An 18,343-nucleotide genomic window follows, 5' to 3' on the forward strand; every position below is an offset into this window, starting at 1 on the left:
CGATCTGGGGTGAGGAGATCTTGCCGAAGTTGCTTTCGGCCCCGGTGGTGAAGATCTGGTTGAGGCAGCACAGCGCGAAAGCGTCACCCACCCAGGAGAACTGGGTGATGTCGAAGTCGCCGACGTTGACGTAGTTGGTGAAGAAGCCGTTGGCCGGCTTGACGTCCAACTCCAGCTTCACCCCGATCTGGGCCAGGTTGTTCTGCGCCACCTGCGCCACCTGCCGCCCGCTCTGGGAGTCGTAGAGCACGTCGCGGATCACCAGTTGCCTCCCGTCCTTCTCGCGGAACTGGCCGTTGAGCTTCCAGCCCAGCGCATCGAGTTCGGCCTTGGCCTTCTCCGGGTCGTAGGCCACCACGGCGCTGTTGTCCTGATAGCCCTCCTGGCCGGCGACGAAGATGTGGTTGCCCAGTGGCGTGGGCTTCTCCACCAGTCCGCGCTGGGCGACGTTGACGATGGCCTGCCGGTCGATGCCTTTGGCCACCGCCTGGCGCAGCGCCTTGTCGGACAGGATCGCTCCCGGGGCGCCGTTGAAGGTCAGGTGATACCAACTCGGCCCCGGCGCCCGCCGGATCCCGATGCCCTGGGTGCCCTGGGCGGTCTTGAGTTCGTCCAGCGAGGAGATGCCGGTCGCGTCGATGGTGTTGTTCTGCAGCGCCGGGATCCGGGCGGCGTCGTCGAGGGCGAGGAAGGTGATGGACTCCAGCAGTGGCGGGGTTCCCCACCATTTCGGGTTGCGGGTCAGCGTCACCCGCTGGGCGGTGCGGTCCACCGCGGAGACCATGAACGGACCCGCCGACGGGCCGGGCTTGTCCAGTTGTCCCTTGTTGAACACGTCCGGGTCGGCGGTCATGCTCTTGGGCAGCAGCATGGTGTTGCCGGCGAACATGCCGCGCCACTCCGGATAGTGCTGGGCGAAGGTCACCACGGCCTGCCGGTCGTCCACCCCGCGAGTCACCGACGCCACCCGGTCGGAGCCGTTGGGCGAGGCGATCGCGAAAGCCTTGTCCTTGCCGCTGGTCGCCTTGATCTGGGCGGCGATGTCCTCCCAGGTGATCGGCGCGCCGTCGGACCAGGTGGCCTTCGGGTTGATGGTGTAGGTCACCACCTGCGGGTCGGTCTTGGTCAACTCCACCGAGGTGAAGTAGTCGGTGTTGACCGTCATCGACCCGTCCGGGGCGATGCTGAACGACCGCGGCATGGTGGGCCGCTGCATGGAGCCGTTGTCGGCTTCGTTGCCGTCGATGTTGAGGGTGTTGAAGTTCGACGGCAGCGCGCCGATCGCCAGCCTCAGGTTGCCGCCCTGTTTGAGGCCGGCGGGGTCCTGCGGGTTGATGTCGCTGCTCTTGCCCAGTTCGGCGTTGCCGCCGGCGGACTCGGTGTCGCGCGGGGGTGCGGCGCAGCCGGCCCCCACCAGAATCGCCGTCATTCCCACCGCGAGCAGACGTAAAGTCGCCGCGACACGCCGTGTTTGGGGGGAGTTTGTGTCTGCTCGCCGAAGGGTCACGGCCCCCACCTTAACTTCGGGAGGGATCGGGTTGGGGGATCGCGGCCAGCAACCGCCGGGTGTACTCGTGGCCGGGGTGGCCGAAGACCTGTTCGCTGTCGCCGTACTCCACGATCGCACCCCGGTACATCACCGCGACCCGGTGGGCCAGGTGCTTGACCACCGAGAGGTCGTGGGAGACGAACAGGTAGGACAGGTCGAAGTCGCGCTGCAGATCCAGCAGCAGGTTGATGATGCCGGCCTGGATCGAGACGTCCAGCGCCGAGACCGGTTCGTCCAACGCGAGGATCTTGGGCTGCAACGCCAGGGCGCGGGCGATGCCGATGCGCTGTTTCTGCCCGCCGGAGAACTCACCGGGATAGCGGCTGGCGTCGGTGCGGCGTAAGCCGACGACGTCCAGCAACTCGGCCACCCGCCGGTCGGTCGCCGCCTTGCCGAAACCGTTGGCGCTCAGCGGTTCGGCGAGGATGTCGAACACCGGCATCCGCGGATCCAGCGAGGCCACCGGATCCTGGAAGACGACCTGCACGTCGCGGCGCAACTCCCGGCGGCGTTGCGGGGTCAGGGTGGCGACGTCGCTGCCCAGCACCTCGATCGAACCGGACTGCGGCGCGGTCAGCTCCAGGATCTCGTGCAGGGTGGTGGACTTGCCCGACCCCGACTCGCCGACGATGCCCAGGGTGCGACCGCGCTGCAACTCGAAGCTGACCCGGTCGACGGCACGAACCTCGCCGATCTGGCGCCGGAACACCACGCCCTTGGTCAGCCGGTAGGTGCGGGACAGATCCCGCACCCGGACCACCACCTCGGTTGGTCCGCCGTCATCGATGTCCGCCGGTTCCGTTGCCACGCCGTAGATCTCGGCGGCGCTGCGCCCGGCCACCCGGTCGGTGCGGATACAGGCCGCCGCGTGCCCGGGACCCACGCTGGAAAGATCCGGTTCGGCGGCTCGGCAGTCGTCGACGGCCAGCGGGCAGCGCGGGGCGAACGGGCATCCCGGCGGGAGCGCCACCAGTGACGGCGGCGCTCCGGGGATCGGCACCAGCCGCAGTCCGCGGGGGGCGTCCAGCCGGGGGACCGACCCCAACAGTCCTGCGGTGTAGGGCATCCGGCGGTCGGCGTACAACCGGGGCACCGGAGCCGCCTCGACCGAGCGGCCGGCGTACATGACCAGCGCCCGGTCGGCGAACTCGGCGACCACCCCGAGGTCGTGGGTGATGATCAGCACGCCGGCCCCGGTGACGTCGCGGGCGGTCTTGAGCACCTCGAGGATCTGGGCCTGCACCGTGACGTCCAGTGCGGTGGTCGGCTCGTCGCAGATGATCAGGTCCGGGTCGCACGAGATGGCGATGGCGATCACCACGCGCTGCCGCTCACCGCCGGACAATTCGTGCGGGAAGGCCCGCGCGCGCCGCTCGGGCTGGGCGATGCCCACCAGATCGAGCAGCCCGACGGCCCGCTTGCCGGCCTCGGCCCGGCCGACGTCGGGATTGTGCACGCGGATGGCCTCGGCGATCTGGTCGCCGACGGTGTAGACCGGGGTCAGCGCCGACATCGGGTCCTGGAACACCGTGCCGATCCGCCGGCCGCGGATCTTCGACATCTCGTCGTCGGGCATGCCGAGCAGTTCCCGGCCGTCCATGACCGCCGACCCGGACACCCTCGCGTACTCGGGCAGCAGGCCGATGACCGCCATCGCCGCCGCGGACTTGCCCGATCCGGACTCGCCGACCATCGCGACCACCTCGCGCGGGGCGATGTCGTAGCTCAGCCCGCGCACGGCGTTGAGTTCCCCGTCATCGGTGGGGAAGCTCACCGAGAGATCTCTGACCGAGAGCAGGCTCATCGCTTGGGCTTCCGCCTCTGCAGGTTCGCACTCCCGGGGTCGAGTGCGTCACGCAGGCCGTCGCCGATCAGGTTGGCGCACAGGATGATCAGCACCAGCACCCCGGCCGGGAAGAGGAAGACCCACGGGAAGGTGGTGGCCGACTTGGTCCCGTCGGCGATCAGGGTGCCCAGGGACACGTCGGGGGGTTGCACGCCGAACCCCAGGAAACTCAGACCGGTTTCGGCCAGGATCGCCGCGCCGACGTTGAGGGCGGTGTCGATGATCAGGATCGAGGCGACGTTGGGCAGGATGTGGCGGGCGATGACCCGCCTGCTCGGCACCCCCATGTAGCGGGCGGCCCGGACGTATTCGCGTTCCCGAAGGCTCATGGTCAGACCGCGCACCATGCGGGAACTGACCATCCAACTGAACGCCGCGAGCAGCACGATCAGCAGCGCGATGTTGGCCGAGTTCTTGGTGCGCGGGCTGATGATCGCGATCAGGATGAAGCTGGGCACCACCAGCAGGAGGTCCACGAACCACATCAGCGCCCGGTCGCGCCAGCCGCCGAAGTAGCCGGCGATCGAGCCGACGGTGGCGGCGATCAGCGCGGAGATGACGGCCACGCAGAGACCGATCAGCATGGACTTCTGCATGCCGCGCAGCACCTGAGCCAGCACGTCCTGGCCGATCGCGTTGGTGCCGAACCAGTGCTTCGGGCTGGGCGGGGTCTGCAACTCGTAGAAGTCGATGTCGGTGTGCGAGTAGGGCAGCAGGGGCGGCAGCGCGTAGGCGGCCACGAACAGCACCACCAGCACCACCAGCGATGCCACCGCGAGCCTGTTCCGCCGGAAGCGCCGGGTCACCAGCGTTCGGCGGGAGACGAACTCCTCGGCGGTTGCGGTCACGTCACCCGCACCCGCGGGTCGAGGATCGCGTAGATCACGTCGGACAGCAGGCCGGCCAGCAGCACCACCGCACCGGAGAAGACCGTGATGGCCGCGACGATGTTGGTGTCCTGGGTGGCGATGCCCTGCACCACCCACTCGCCCATGCCGTGCCAGCCGAAGATCTTCTCCACGAACACCGCCCCCGTGACCAGACCGGCGACGCTGTAGGCGAACAGGGTGGCCATCGGGATCAGCGCGGTCCGCAGGCCGTGCTTGAACAGAGCCTGCCTGCGGGTGAGGCCTTTGGCGCGGGCCGTTCGGATGAAGTCCTGGCCGAGTACGTCGAGCATGGCGTTGCGCTGGTAGCGGCTGTAGCCGGCGATCGAGAACAGCGCCAGGGTCATCGTGGGCAGAAGCAGGTGCTGAACCCGGTCGACGAACTGGTTCCACGGGCCGCTCACCGGGACCGGTGAGGTCTCCCCGGTGTATTCGAAGATCTGCAGGCCGGTCGCCCAGTTCACCTGAAGCGCCCCCAGGATCAGCAGGTTGGCCAGCACGAACGTCGGTGTGCTGATGATCAGCAACGACAGCACGGTCACCACCCGGTCCGACAGCCGGTACTGCCGGACTGCTCCCCACGCGCCGACCACGACGCCGATGACCGTGCCGAGCACCGAGCCGATCACCAACAGGCGCAGGCTGACCCCGATCCGCCGCCACAGTTCGTCGGCGACCGGTTGGCCGTTGACCGTCGTGCCGAAGTCCCCGCGCACCGCACCGGACGCCCAGTGCGCGTAGCGCAGCGGTATCGGCTTGTCGAGGTCCAGTTCGGCGGCCTTGGCGTCGATCACCGCCTGCGGGGGGCGGGGGTTGCGCTGCAGCAGGCTGTTCAGCGGCGTGAAGGTGTAGGAGGTCAGCGCGAAGGTCAGGAACGACGCCAGCGCCAGCAGCACCACGTAGTTGAGCAGCCGGCGCGCCAGGAACCGGATCACTCAGAACGCCCCTCGCCGCATCAGCACAGGGTAGGAGATCGTCCTTGCGCTCAGCGCGATCCTGACCGGCGACACCCCGGCGACCGGCCGCTACCATCGCCACCGACATCCACCACAGGAGGCAGACGTGAGCGTGACCGACGAGTACCTGGCGAACAACGCCGAATACGCCAAGACCTTCTCCGGCCCGCTGCCGCTGCCGCCGAGCAGGCACGTCGCGGTGGTGGCGTGCATGGACGCCCGGATGGACGTCTACCGGATCCTCGGCCTCGAAGAGGGCGAGGCGCATGTCATCCGCAACGCCGGCGGGGTGGTGACCGACGACGAGATCCGCTCGCTGGCCATCAGTCAGCGCCTGCTGGGCACCCGGGAGATCATCCTCATCCACCACACCGACTGCGGCATGCTCACCTTCACCGACGACGCCTTCAAGGGTGACATCCAGAAAGACACCGGCATCAAGCCGGAGTGGGCGGCCGAGGCGTTCCCGGACGTCGAGGAGGACGTCCGCCAGTCGCTGCGCCGCATCGGGGCCAGCCCGTTCGTCACCCTGCACACCTCGGCGCGCGGCTTCGTCTTCGACGTCGCGACCGGCCGTCTGAGCGAAGTCACTCCGTAGCCGCGCGCCCGGATCGACTTAAGGAGCGATTCCGGGCGAACTTTGACAGGCCACCTCGGCGGGTGGGTTAATGGTGTCGAGTCTAGTTAATTCGGCCAAACCTACCAACTTTACGAGGAATCCATGGCGAATTCCGTGGTCGCCCCGCCGCGGGCCGGGCACTACGAACTGAGCCACCTGCGCTCGCTGGAGGCCGAGGCCATTCACATCATCCGCGAGGTGGCCGCCGAGTTCGAGCGGCCGGTGCTGCTGTTCTCCGGCGGCAAGGACTCCATCGTGATGCTCCAACTGGCGATCAAGGCCTTCGCGCCGGCCCGGTTGCCGTTCCCGGTGATGCACGTCGACACCGGCCACAACTTCGACGAGGTGATCGCCACCCGCGACGAACTCGTCGAGCGGCACGGGTTGCGACTGGTGGTGGCCGGCGTGCAGGAGGACATCGACGCCGGGCGGGTGGTGGACAACGGTCCCTCCCGCAATCCGTTGCAGACCGTCACCCTGCTGCGCGCCATCCGGGAGAACCGCTTCGACGCCGCGTTCGGCGGGGCCCGCCGCGACGAGGAGAAGGCCCGGGCCAAGGAGCGGGTGTTCAGCTTCCGGGACGAGTTCGGCCAGTGGGATCCCAAGGCGCAGCGCCCCGAACTGTGGAACCTCTACAACGGCCGGCACCGCAAAGGTGAGCACATCCGGGTGTTCCCGCTGTCGAACTGGACCGAGTACGACATCTGGGCCTACATCGGCGCGGAAGACATCCGGTTGCCGCCGATCTACTATGCGCACCGCCGACCGGTGTTCCGCCGCGACGGCATGCTGCTCGCGGTCCACGAATTCATGCGGCCCGAGGACGGCGAGGAGGTGTTCGAGACCTCGGTGCGGTTCCGCACCGTCGGCGACGTCACCTGCACCGGCTGTGTGGAGTCGACCGCGGCGTCGGTGCAGGAGGTGATCGACGAGACCGCGGTGTCGCGGCTCACCGAACGCGGCGCAACCCGTGCCGACGACCGGATCTCCGAAGCCGGTATGGAGGATCGCAAGCGGGAGGGCTACTTCTGATGCCGGAGGCCACACTGCTGCGCCTGGCCACGGCCGGCTCGGTCGACGACGGCAAGTCCACCCTCATCGGCCGCTTGCTCTACGACTCCAAGGCGGTGATGGAGGACCAACTGGCCGCCGTCGAGCGGACCTCGCGGGAACGCGGCAACGACTACACCGACCTCGCGCTGGTGACCGACGGGTTGCGATCCGAGCGCGAGCAGGGCATCACCATCGACGTGGCCTACCGCTACTTCGCCACGGCCAAGCGGAAATTCATCATCGCCGACACCCCGGGCCACATCCAGTACACCCGCAACATGGTCACCGGCGCATCGACCGCCCAACTGGTCGTCGTTCTCGTCGATGCCCGGCACGGCCTGCTCGAGCAGTCCCGCCGGCACGCCTTCCTGGCCTCGTTGCTGGGCGTGCAGCACCTGGTGCTCGCGGTCAACAAGATGGACCTCATCGACTGGGATGAGGAGCGGTTCAACGCGATCCGCGACGAGTTCCACGATTTCGCCGCCCGCCTGGACGTCCACGACGTCACCACCATCCCGATGTCGGCGCTGCTCGGTGACAACGTGGTGACGAAATCGCAGGCGTCGCCGTGGTACGACGGCCCGCCGCTGCTGAGGCATCTGGAGGACGTCTACATCGCCGGGGACCGCAACCTGGTCGACGTCCGTTTCCCGGTGCAGTACGTCATCCGGCCGCAGACCCTCGAGCACGCCGACCATCGCAGCTACGCGGGAACGGTCGCCAGTGGCGTCATCCGGACCGGCGACGAGGTGGTGGTGCTGCCCGCCGGCAAGAGCAGTCGGATCACCGCCATCGACGGGCCGACCGGTCCTGTGGCAGAAGCGTTTCCGCCGATGGCGGTGGCCATCAGCCTGGCCGATGACATCGACGTCTCCCGCGGCGACATGCTGGCCCGTCCGCAGAACCAGCCCGATGCCACCCGGGAGTTCGACGCGATGGTGTGCTGGATGGCCGATGACGCGGCCCTGGAGCCGGGCCGGGAGTACATCATCAAGCAGACCACCCGCACCACCCGTGCCCGCGTCGCCGCGCTGGACTACCGGCTCGACGTCAACTCGCTGCACCGGGACAAGAGCGCAACGGCGCTGAAGCTCAACGAACTCGGTCGGGTCAGCCTGCGCACCACGGTTCCACTGCTGCTCGACGAGTACACCCGCAACCCGGCCACCGGGTCGTTCATCCTGCTCCATCCGGAGACCAATGTCACCGTGGCGGCGGGCATGGTCCGCGACACCGTCCCGGCTGCCGCGCGCACCTCCTCACCCAACACGGTTAGGCACCGGTCCATGGTGACCGACCGCCTGACCAAGGGGCGCACCGTCTGGTTCACCGGCCTGTCCGGTTCGGGCAAGTCGTCGATCGCCGTGATCGTTGAGCGGTTGCTGCTCGAAAGAGGTTGTCCGGCATACATTCTCGACGGCGACAACCTGCGCCACGGTCTCAACGCCGACCTCGGATTCTCGATGGCCGACCGGGGCGAGAACCTGCGTCGGCTCGCCCATGTCGCCACGCTGATGGCCGACGCCGGGCTGACCGTCCTGGTTCCCGCCATCAGCCCGTTGCGTGAGCATCGCCAACTGGCCCGCGCCGTGCACGGCGAGGCCGGCATCGGGTTCTTCGAGGTGTTCGTCGACACCCCGTTGGAGGATTGCGAACAGCGTGACCCCAAAGGCCTCTACGCCAAGGCCCGGCGCGGTGAGATCACGCATTTCACCGGAATCGACAGCCCCTATCAGCGTCCGAGGAATCCGGATCTGCGGCTGACCCCCGATCACACCGCGGCCGAACTTGCCCGGCAGGTGGCAGACCTGCTGGAATCGCCGGCGTGACCGATCACGAACTGGCCGCGCTGCTGGCGACCGAGGCGGGCCGGCTGCTGCTGGACGTGCGCACCGAACTGGCCGACGCACCGGCCTCGGAGCGTAAGGACCAGGGCGACCGGCGATCGCACGAGTTCCTGATCAGAGAACTCGCCAACGCCCGGCCGTCGGACGCGGTGCTGTCCGAGGAGGGCGCCGACGACCCGGCGCGGCGGAACGCGGAGCGGGTCTGGATCGTCGACCCGCTCGACGGCACACGGGAGTTCTCCGAAGTCGGGCGCGACGACTGGGCCGTGCATGTGGCGTTGTGGGAGGCCGGCGACCTGGTCGCCGGGGCGGTGGCGCTGCCCGCGCAGGGCGTCACGCTGTCCACCCCCGGCGTCCCGGCTCTGCCCGCTCCTCCGCCGACGCTTCGGATCCTGGTCTCCCGGACCAGACCGCCCGCCGCGGCGCACCGGGTCTGCGAGCAACTGGGCGGCACGATGGTCCAGATGGGGTCCGCCGGCGCCAAGGTCGCGGCGGTGGTTCAGGGCCGCGGCGAGGTGTACGTGCACTCCGGTGGGCAGTACGAGTGGGACTCGGCCGCCCCGGTCGCGGTGGCCCGGGCGGCAGGACTGCACACCTGCCGCATCGACGGCTCGCCGTTGCGCTACAACCAGGCCGATCCGCTGTTGCCCGATCTGGTGGTCTGCCGCCCGCAGCACGCCGAGGCGGTGCTTGCGGCGCTCCGGTGACACCGGACAGGCCCGCTTCGGTGACACCGAACAGGCCCATTGATTTCTCAGGTTTGGCCGGACTCTGCCCAAGGTATCCGAGGGTGTCCCGTCTTCGGCCTTTGTTGAGGTGCGCACCGCCGGCCCCGGGTGCGATTTTCATCTCATGTATTTCTTAGCTAATATTGAGTTTTCAACCAGACTTTGCGAGAGGCGGTGTTCGGTGCCCGGCGCGTTCGGTCCGATCCTCACCACGGGAGTGGCGCTCAGCGCCGCCGTCGTGGTGGTGGCCAACCCGGTGACCGCACCGCACGCCGACGTCCGGATCACGGCTGCCGACGCCCGGATTTCCAAGGCCGGCGGTCAGGCGGTCGACATGCTCGACGAGGACTTCATCAAGGCCGTCGGCCCCGAACCCGCCGGGTCCATCAACCCCCTGGCGATCCTCAGAGACCTCGTCGGCGAGTGGGTCGCCGATGCCGCCGACCTCGGAAAAAGCGCGGTGATGCGGGCCTTCATCGCCGGGGCGAGCGTCGTTTCGGGATCGCAGGTGCCCGAACTGACCGCCGCGTCATATCCCTACATCGTGCCGCCGGACCCGGGGGTCCTGCCCACGCCGCCCGTGCCCGCGCGGTTCGGGCCGGTCCCGCAGGAGTTGCGTCCGGTGGTGGAACAGGCCCTCACGGCGATCATCGCCGACACCGGCGACGCCGCCGACGCCGGTGTCGTCGCCGCCGCCTTCGTCGCCGGCGCCGCGTTGGCCTCCGCCGAAGGCCCGGTCATGGAAACCCTGCGCGGCCTGGTCGACAGCGAACTCCAGTCAGCCCGGGAAACGGTGGATTCCGCGGTGTCCTCGCTCTCGCGGCCTCTGCTCGGTGGCGTCGTCGGCGATGCCGTCAAGCAGTATCTGCCCGATCTGCCCGATCTGCCCGTCCCGTCGTTCACCGACCTCGCCGTGCTGCCGAGTCGGCAGGTGCCGCGGACGCCGATGATCGACCCGGCGGACGCCGGGCCCGGCCCGTTGGCCGCCGCCGGACCCCCGGCGGGCGAAGACGCCGTGGTGAACAGGCAAGACCGGCCGAATCGGGCACGCGCACTGTCATCGCTGCCCACCGTCGCCGGCGTGGACTCCGTCGTCCCGGAAACGATCGCATCCGACCGCCCCCTCCCCGGGCCGGGCGGGGTGGGCGAAGCCGGTGTCGCCCGGTCCGACCGGCCGACGGTCTCGGGCATCGCCGACGCCGCCCGGGCGACCATCGGCCGCGCGACCAAGGCGCACGCCGAGCGCACCCGCGAATAGCGAGCCACCTGGCAGAATCCGCGGAATGCGGATGTCGGCCAAGGCGGAGTACGCCGTGCGCGCCATGGCGTACCTGGCCTCCGTTCCCCCCGACGCCGTCGTCAAAACCGACGACCTCGCCAAGGCCCAGGGCATCCCCGGCCAGTTCCTCGCCGACATCCTCTCGGATCTGCGCGCCGATCACCTGGTGCGCAGCCACCGCGGTCGTGACGGCGGCTACGCACTGGCCCGTCCGGCCGAGCAGATCAGCCTCGCCGACGTCCTCCGCTGCATCGACGGGCCGTTGGCGAGCGTGCGCGACATCGGACTCGGCGATCTGCCCTACTCGGGTCCGACCGTCGCGCTGACCGACGTGTGGCGGGCGTTGCGCGCCAGTATGCGCTCGGTGCTGGAGGAGACCAGCTTGGCCGACGTGGCCGCCGGTTCGCTTCCGGAGCACGTCAGCCGGATGGCGCGCGACTACATCGCCCAGGAGGACCGGCGCGGGCGGCGCGGCAACTGATCGGCGCGTGCCAGAATCGCGCTTGTGCGCATTGGCATGACCCTGCCGGTGATGGAACCGGGTCTGGACGGCGTCCTGCTGCGGAAGTGGGCGAGGTCGGTCGACGAGGGTCCCTTCTCCTCGCTTTGCTGGGGTGAGCGCATCGCGTTCGACAACCCGGAGGCGCTGACCCTGCTCGGTGCGCTCGCGGCCTGGACCGACCGGGTGCCGCTGGTCACCACGGTGGTGGTCCCGCAGTTACACGATCCGGTGCTGCTGGCGAAGTCGCTCGCCACCGGCGACATGCTCAGCGGCGGCCGCCTCACGGTCGGCGTCGGTGTCGGCGGCAGACGCGAGGACTACCTGGCGGTCGGGGCGGACCCGACCACCCAGACCATCCGCGGGATGGCCGACCGGGTCGCGATCATGAGGAAGGTCTGGGACGGGGAGAGGATCACCGATTCCGTGGTGCCGGTCGGTCCCCGGCCCGTCCAGCGCAACGGACCGAGGCTGCTCGTCGGCACCGTCGGGCCCAGGACCCTGCGCAGCGCCGCGCAGTGGGCCGACGGCCTGGCCGGCATCACGCTGAATCTCGATGTCGCCGAACAGGATCGGCTCTTCGAAGTGGGCCGCGCCGCATGGGCGGAGGCCGGCAAGCCGGCACCTCACCTGGCCACCTCGTTCTGGTTCGCCTTCGGCCCACCCGATGCGGCACGGGCCCAGATCCACCGTCATCTGCGGCACTACATGAACTGGATCCCCGCCGGGATCGTCGACGCCATGGCGCCCCTGACGGGTTGGGCCGGAACCGAGGACCAACTCGCCGGGGTGCTGCGCGCATTCGCCGCCATCGGAACCAGCGAGGTCCATCTCATCCCGACCAGTTCGGACCTCGACCAGCTGCGTCGCGCGGCCGACGTCGCCGCCGACTTCCGTTCGCGGACGGGCCCGGTCCGATGAGCTTCGGCGACTACCAGCTGGAGATCTATCTTCAGGGTCTGACCGGGGTGCTGCCGACGCTGCCGATGGCCTTCGGCGAACTCGAGGCCCGAGCCGAACAGGCGCTGCCGCCGTCGATCTGGTCCTACGTGGCCGGCGGCGCCGGCGACGAGTCGACGCAGCGTTCCAACGCCACCGCCTTCCACCGCTGGGGGCTGGTGCCGCGGATGCTGGTCGGCGCCACCGAACGTGACCTGTCCGTCGAGCTGTGGGGGCGGCGCTGGCCCTCGCCGGTCTTCATGGCGCCCGTCGGGGTCATCGGGCTGTGCACCCGGGATCAGCACGGCGACCTGGCCGCGGCCCGCGCGGCCGCCCGCACCGGCGTGCCGATGTGCGTGTCCACTCTGACGATGGATCCCCTGGAGGACGTCGCCGCCGAATTCGGTGACACCCCAGGGCTTTTCCAGCTCTACACGCCCACCGACCGTGATCTCGCCGAAAGTCTGGTCCACCGCGCCGAAGCCGCCGGCTACACCGGAATCGTGGTGACCCTGGACACCTGGATTCCCGGTTGGCGGCCGCGTGACCTCTCCACGGCCAACTTCCCGCAACTGCGCGGGCTGTGCCTGGCCAACTACATCAGCGACCCGCATTTCCGGGCCAGGGTGCAGGGCGATGTCGACGCCGACCCGCGCAGTGCCGTCATGCACTGGGTGAGCATCTTCGGAAACTCCCTGACCTGGAACGACCTCGGGTGGCTGCGGTCGATCACCTCGCTGCCGCTGATCCTCAAGGGAATCTGCCACCCCGACGACGCCCGCCGGGCCGTCGACGCCGGGATGGACGGCATCTACTGCTCCAACCACGGTGGCCGGCAGGCCAACGGCGGGCTGCCGGCCCTCGACTGCCTGCCCGAGGTGGTCGCGGCCAGTGGTGAGGTCCCGGTGCTGTTCGACTCCGGGGTGCGGTCCGGGGCGGACGTGGTCAAGGCGCTGGCATTGGGCGCCACCGCGGTCGGCATCGGGCGGCCCTACGCCTACGGCGCGGCGCTGGCCGGGACCGAGGGCATCGTGCACGTGCTGCGCTCGATTCTGGCCGAGGCGGATCTGATCATGGCCGTCGACGGCTATCCCGCCCTCAAAGACCTGACTCCGGCGGCACTGCGCCGCGTCGGGTGACGTGGAACGCTGGGTCCATGTCGCAACCATCCACCGCCGTAACGCGCCTGCGGGAAAAGCAGAGTTCCCAACGTGCCCAACTTGATGCCGTGCTGGACAGCACGCCACTGGTCACCGTCGCGTTCATCCGGGATGGCCATCCGGTTGCGTTGCCGATCGCCGCGGCCCGGATCGAGGACGAACTGGTGATCCACGGATCCACCGGATCGCCGTGGTTGCGCGAGGTCGCCGGCGGTGCGCCGGTGTCGGTGTGCGTGACGGTCGTCGACGGAATTATGGTGGCGCGCAGTGGTTTCGAGTCCTCCTTTCGTTATCGCAGCGCAGTACTGTTCGGCCGGTTCTCCGCCGTGCCCGAGGAGGCGAAGACCGTCTACCTCGACGGGTTGGTGGACAGCTTCATTCCCGGCCGGTCAACGGAACTGAGGGCCAGTACCGGCCGCGAACTGGCTGCCACCCTGGTGCTGAGTCTTCCGATCGGCACCGAAAACTGGTCGCTCAAGATCAGTGACGGGTGGCCGGAGGATGCTGACGAGGACGTCGCCGCAGGCGGGTGGGCCGGGGTGGTGCCGATCGGGACGACCTACGGCGCCGCGCTGCGCGCCCCGGACTGCGACCCGTCCGTGCCGCTGCCGGAGTCGGTGCGGTCGATGACCCTCAGGTCCTGACGAGTCTCAGGGCCCCCCGCAGCGTCGCGGACGAACCCCCGCAGCGCTTTCCGTCGGGCACGAGCAGCAGCGAACCGCTCAGCGTGCCGGCATCCCAATTCGCGCGGAGCTCGCCGGGGGAGGAGCTTCCGTCCCTGCAGCCGAACATCTTCTCCGAGGTCCGGGACAGGCTCCACCGTCCCCCCGACAGGGTCGCCACCGCGGTCCACCCCTTGGGGCGGGCGGTGACCCCCGCGGTGCAGCCGTCGGCGGGGACGGCGCAGTCCGGGGCGAAGTCCCACACGCCGTAATCGGAGTCGTCGACCCGGACCTGGTACTCGCCGCTCATCAACCCGGGAGCCGCCGCCGCCGGGCAGGCGCCGGCCAACAGCAGCACCCCGGCGGCGGCGAGGGAAATCGGTGAGCGCACAACCCGAACCTAGATCACGAGAGTGCCCCCGGCAGGATTCGAACCTGCGGCCTTCTGCTCCGGAGGCAGACGCTCTATCCCCTGAGCTACGGGGGCGCACATGCTGCGCCATCGGGCTGACACAGCCTAACGCATAGGATGATCCCCCGTGACCCCCGCCGACCTCGCCGAGCTGCTGCACCGCACCGCCGCGACGGTGCTGGCCGAGCACGGCCTGGATACCGGCGCATTGCCGGCCGAGGTCAACGTCGAGCGTCCCCGCAATCCCGAGCACGGCGACTACGCGACCAATGTCGCCCTCCAGGTGGCCAAGAAGGCCGGCGCCAACCCGCGGGAACTGGCCGGGTGGCTGGCCGCCGCACTTGCCGCCGCCGACGGGATCGCCTCGGCCGAGGTCGCCGGACCGGGCTTCGTCAACCTGCGCATCGAGACCTCCGCCCAGGCCGTGATCGTCACCGACGTGCTGACCGCCGGCGCCGGCTACGGCCACTCCGACCTGCTGGCCGGCCGCTCGATCAACCTCGAGTTCGTCTCGGCCAATCCCACCGGCCCGATCCACATCGGCGGCACCCGGTGGGCCGCCGTCGGCGACGCCCTGGGGCGGTTGTTGAGCACGCAGGGCGGCGCGGTGGTGCGCGAGTACTACTTCAACGACCACGGCGCCCAGATCGACCGGTTCGTCACCTCGCTGATCGCCGCGGCCAGGGGCGAACCCACCCCCGAGGACGGCTACGCCGGGGCCTACATCGGCGATATCGCCGCCGATGTCCTCGCCAAAGCCCCCGACGCGCTGAGCCTGCCGGACAGCGAGTGCCGGGAGACCTTCCGAGCCATCGGCGTGGATCTGATGTTCGACCACATCAAGACCTCGCTGCACGAGTTCGGCACCGACTTCGACGTCTACACCCACGAAGACTCGATGCACACCAGCGGCCGGGTCGATCAGGCCATCGCCAAGTTGCGGGCCAACGGCGCGATCTATGAGAAGGACGGCGCAACCTGGTTGCGCACCACCGAGTTCGGTGACGACAAGGACCGTGTCGTCATCAAAAGCGACGGGCAGCCCGCCTACATCGCCGGAGATCTCGCCTACTACCTCGACAAGCGGCAGCGCGGATTCGACCTGTGCATCTACATGCTCGGCGCCGACCATCACGGGTACATCGCCCGACTGAAGGCCGCCGCTGCCGCCCTCGGCGACGACCCCGACATCGTCGAGGTGCTGATCGGCCAGATGGTCAACCTGGTCCGCGACGGCCAACCGGTGCGGATGAGCAAGCGGGCCGGCACCGTGATCACCCTCGACGACCTGGTCGAGGCCATCGGAGTCGACGCCGCCCGTTATTCGCTGACCCGCTCGTCGGTGGACTCACCGATCGACATCGACCTGCAACTGTGGTCCTCGGCTTCCAACGAGAACCCGGTGTACTACGTGCAATACGCGCACGCCCGGCTGTGCGCGCTGGCCCGCAACGCCGCCGACCTCGGTGTGCGACCCGACACCGCCCACCTCGATCTGCTCGGCCACGACAAAGAGGGCGCCCTGATCCGCAACCTCGGCGAGTTCCCCCGGGTGCTGCAGGTGGCGGCCTCGCTGCGCGAACCGCACCGGGTGTGCCGCTATCTGGAGGACCTGGCCGGTGACTACCACCGGTTCTACGACTCTCACCGGGTGCTGCCCCAGGGCGACGAGGCGCCCGGCGACCTGCACCGGGCGCGACTGGCCCTGTGCGAGGCCACCCGCCAGGTGATCGCCAACGGCCTGGGCATCCTCGGCGTGAGCGCCCCGGAGCGGATGTGAACGTCCATCCCGCCGGGCCCCGCCATGCCGAGGAGATCCAGCACGGCGACGCCCCGCCCCGGCCGCAGACCGCCGCCGACGTGATGACGCTGGCGCCGAATGTGTGGCCCCGCAACACCGTTCGCGGCGCCGACGGCCGGGCCCGGATAGCCGGCGTCGCCGTCACCGAACTGGCCGGGCTTTACGGAACCCCGCTGTTCGTCGTCGACGAAGACGACTTCCGGACCCGCTGCCGCGAGATGGCCGGGGCGTTCGGCGGAGGGTGCAACGTGCACTACGCGGCCAAGGCCTTCCTGTGCGGCGAGATCGCCCGCTGGGTCGCCGAGGAGGGGCTGTCCCTCGACGTCGCCAGCGGCGGAGAGCTGGCCGTCGCCCTGCACGCCGACTTCCCGGCCGAGCGGATCGCCCTGCACGGCAACAACAAATCGGTCGACGAATTGACCGCGGCGGTCAACGCGGGCATCGGCTATGTCGTGCTGGACTCGATGACCGAGATCGACCGGCTCGACGCCGTCGCCGGTGAGGCCGGCGTGGTGCAGAACGTCATGGTCCGGGTCACCGTCGGTGTGGAGGCGCACACCCACGAGTTCATCGCCACCGCACACGAGGACCAGAAGTTCGGCCTGTCACTGGCCGGGGGTGCGGCGATGGAGGCGGTGCGCAAGGTGTTCGCGGCCGGCAACCTGCGACTGGTGGGCCTGCACAGCCACATCGGTTCACAGATCTTCGACGTGGACGGTTTCGAACTCGCCGCGCACCGGATCATCGGACTGCTGCGCGACATCGTCGCCGAGTTCGGCGTGGACCGGACCGCCCAGATCGCCACCGTTGACCTCGGCGGGGGACTGGGCATCTCCTATGTGCCGCAGGACGATCCGCCGCCGGTGGAGGATCTGGCCGCCAAGCTGGCGGCCATCGTGAAATCGGAGTCGGCGGCGGTCGGCCTGCCCGCCCCCAGGCTCGTCGTCGAGCCCGGCCGGGCGATCGCCGGTCCCGGAACCGTCACGCTCTACGAGGTCGGTACCGTCAAGGACGTCGCGGTCAGCGGCACCGCGCACCGCCGCTACATCAGCGTCGACGGCGGGATGAGTGACAACATCCGCACGTCGCTGTACGGCGCGAACTACGACATCCGGTTGGTCTCGCGGTCCAGTTCGGCGCCGCCGGTGCTGGCCCGCATCGTCGGCAAGCACTGCGAGAGCGGGGACATCGTGGTCCGCGACGCCTGGGTGCCCGACGACGTGAGCCCCGGTGACCTGCTGGGGGTGGCCGCGACCGGGGCGTACTGCTATTCGATGTCCAGTCGGTACAACCTGGTGGGCCGACCCGCCGTGGTCGCGGTGCGCGACGGCGAGGCGCGGCTGGTCCTGCGCCGGGAGACGGTGGACGATCTGCTCAGTCTGGAGGTGCGGTGACCAACACGAGTGCGGAGAAACCGATCGGCGTCGCGGTGCTGGGCCTGGGCAACGTCGGGCGCGAGGTGGTCCGGATCCTCGGTGCGAGTGCGCCGGACCTGGCCGCCCGCGTCGGTGCGCCCCTGGAGTTGCGCGGTGTGGCGGTGCGCCGGGTCGCCGCCGACCGCGGCGTGCCGGTCGACCTGCTCACCGACAACGTCGAGGACCTGGTGTCGCGCGCGGACGTCGACATCGTCGTGGAGTTGATGGGGCCGGTCGAACCGGCCCGCAAGGCCATCCTGACCGCCCTCGAGCACGGCAAGTCGGTGGTCACGGCGAACAAGGCCCTGCTGGCGCAGTCCACCGGTGAACTCGCCGAAGCCGCCGAACGGGCCCGGGTGGACCTGTACTTCGAGGCGGCGGTCGCCGGCGCCATCCCGGTGATCCGCCCGCTCACCCAGTCGCTGGCGGGTGACACCGTGCTGCGGGTGGCCGGCATCGTCAACGGCACCACCAACTACATCCTGTCCGAAATGGCCTCCACCGGAGCCGATTACGACGCAGCGCTGGCCGACGCCAGCGCGCTGGGCTACGCCGAGGCCGACCCGACCGCCGACGTCGAGGGTTACGACGCGGCGGCCAAGGCGGCGATCCTGGCCTCGATCGCGTTCCACACCAGGGTCACCGCCGACGACGTCTACCGGGAGGGCATCACCAAGGTCTCACCCGCCGA

At 69.4% G+C, this 18,343-nt stretch carries 17 protein-coding genes and 1 tRNA gene; 12 read left to right on the forward strand and 6 right to left on the reverse strand.

The features are described 5' to 3' along the window. The 4 genes from ADBZ5U_RS06810 to oppB form a co-directional block, all read right to left on the reverse strand. On the reverse strand, positions 1-1,429 hold a 1,429-nt coding region (locus ADBZ5U_RS06810), incomplete at its 3' end, for an ABC transporter family substrate-binding protein (RefSeq protein WP_526263713.1). An 88-nt stretch (positions 1,430-1,517) separates the two neighbouring features. Beyond that, positions 1,518-3,353: an oligopeptide ABC transporter ATP-binding protein OppD gene (gene oppD, locus ADBZ5U_RS06815; protein ID WP_526263715.1), complete on the reverse strand. Its 1,836-nt coding sequence runs from the start codon at positions 3,351-3,353 to the stop codon at positions 1,518-1,520. After that, on the reverse strand, positions 3,350-4,243 hold the full coding sequence (oppC, locus tag ADBZ5U_RS06820; RefSeq protein WP_526263717.1) for an oligopeptide ABC transporter permease OppC: 894 nt from the start codon (positions 4,241-4,243) through the stop codon (positions 3,350-3,352). The genes oppD and oppC overlap by 4 nt, the downstream gene beginning before the upstream one ends. Next, positions 4,240-5,217 (reverse strand): oligopeptide ABC transporter permease OppB, encoded by a 978-nt coding sequence (oppB, locus tag ADBZ5U_RS06825; RefSeq protein WP_526263719.1) that lies wholly within the window; start codon positions 5,215-5,217, stop codon positions 4,240-4,242. Before oppB ends, oppC begins: the two co-directional genes overlap by 4 nt. A 127-nt stretch (positions 5,218-5,344) precedes the next feature. Between oppB and ADBZ5U_RS06830 the strand changes: the two genes are divergently transcribed. The 9 genes from ADBZ5U_RS06830 (at position 5,345) to ADBZ5U_RS06870 (ending at position 14,006) form a co-directional block, all read left to right on the forward strand. Beyond that, complete coding sequence (locus ADBZ5U_RS06830; RefSeq protein ID WP_526263722.1) at positions 5,345-5,836, forward strand: beta-class carbonic anhydrase; 492 nt, start codon at positions 5,345-5,347, stop codon at positions 5,834-5,836. A 123-nt stretch (positions 5,837-5,959) separates the two neighbouring features. After that, entirely contained in the window at positions 5,960-6,889 is a 930-nt protein-coding gene (gene cysD, locus ADBZ5U_RS06835) for a sulfate adenylyltransferase subunit CysD (RefSeq protein WP_526263724.1), read from the forward strand. Continuing rightward, on the forward strand, positions 6,889-8,739 hold the full coding sequence (cysN, locus tag ADBZ5U_RS06840) for a sulfate adenylyltransferase subunit CysN (RefSeq protein WP_526263726.1): 1,851 nt from the start codon (positions 6,889-6,891) through the stop codon (positions 8,737-8,739). The genes cysD and cysN overlap by 1 nt, the downstream gene beginning before the upstream one ends. Further along, complete coding sequence (locus ADBZ5U_RS06845; protein WP_526263728.1) at positions 8,736-9,464, forward strand: 3'(2'),5'-bisphosphate nucleotidase CysQ; 729 nt, start codon at positions 8,736-8,738, stop codon at positions 9,462-9,464. The genes cysN and ADBZ5U_RS06845 overlap by 4 nt, the downstream gene beginning before the upstream one ends. Before the next feature lie 202 nt (positions 9,465-9,666). Continuing rightward, a complete protein-coding gene (locus tag ADBZ5U_RS06850; RefSeq protein ID WP_526263731.1) occupies positions 9,667-10,743 on the forward strand; it encodes a hypothetical protein in 1,077 nt (358 codons plus the stop codon). Positions 10,744-10,768: 25 nt separating this feature from the next. Then, positions 10,769-11,245, forward strand: a complete 477-nt coding sequence (locus ADBZ5U_RS06855; protein ID WP_526263733.1) for an Rrf2 family transcriptional regulator — start codon at positions 10,769-10,771, stop codon at positions 11,243-11,245. Between the two features lie 36 nt (positions 11,246-11,281). Further along, entirely contained in the window at positions 11,282-12,184 is a 903-nt protein-coding gene (locus ADBZ5U_RS06860) for an LLM class flavin-dependent oxidoreductase (RefSeq protein WP_526263745.1), read from the forward strand. Then, a complete protein-coding gene (locus ADBZ5U_RS06865; protein ID WP_526263735.1) occupies positions 12,181-13,341 on the forward strand; it encodes a lactate 2-monooxygenase in 1,161 nt (386 codons plus the stop codon). The genes ADBZ5U_RS06860 and ADBZ5U_RS06865 overlap by 4 nt, the downstream gene beginning before the upstream one ends. A gap of 17 nt (positions 13,342-13,358) precedes the next feature. Next, entirely contained in the window at positions 13,359-14,006 is a 648-nt protein-coding gene (locus ADBZ5U_RS06870; protein ID WP_526263737.1) for a pyridoxamine 5'-phosphate oxidase family protein, read from the forward strand. Here the strand turns inward: ADBZ5U_RS06870 and ADBZ5U_RS06875 are convergent. After that, positions 13,996-14,415 (reverse strand): hypothetical protein, encoded by a 420-nt coding sequence (locus ADBZ5U_RS06875; RefSeq protein WP_526263739.1) that lies wholly within the window; start codon positions 14,413-14,415, stop codon positions 13,996-13,998. The two genes, ADBZ5U_RS06870 and ADBZ5U_RS06875, sit on opposite strands and share 11 nt — an antisense overlap. Positions 14,416-14,438: 23 nt before the next feature. Beyond that, a tRNA-Arg gene (locus tag ADBZ5U_RS06880) sits at positions 14,439-14,511 on the reverse strand. Positions 14,512-14,563: 52 nt separating this feature from the next. Between ADBZ5U_RS06880 and argS the strand changes: the two genes are divergently transcribed. The 3 genes from argS to ADBZ5U_RS06895 form a co-directional block, all read left to right on the forward strand. After that, positions 14,564-16,216, forward strand: coding sequence for an arginine--tRNA ligase (gene argS / locus ADBZ5U_RS06885; protein ID WP_526263741.1), 1,653 nt, complete (start codon positions 14,564-14,566; stop codon positions 16,214-16,216). Between the two features lie 83 nt (positions 16,217-16,299). Beyond that, positions 16,300-17,631: a diaminopimelate decarboxylase gene (gene lysA, locus ADBZ5U_RS06890; protein ID WP_526263747.1), complete on the forward strand. Its 1,332-nt coding sequence runs from the start codon at positions 16,300-16,302 to the stop codon at positions 17,629-17,631. Beyond that, positions 17,628-18,343: homoserine dehydrogenase family protein (locus tag ADBZ5U_RS06895; protein ID WP_526263743.1), on the forward strand; the 716-nt coding region annotated here is incomplete at its 3' end. The genes lysA and ADBZ5U_RS06895, both read left to right, overlap by 4 nt.

The sequence above is a fragment of the Mycobacterium sp. genome (genome assembly GCF_040398885.1).
Taxonomy (GTDB): Bacteria; Actinomycetota; Actinomycetes; order Mycobacteriales; family Mycobacteriaceae; genus Mycobacterium.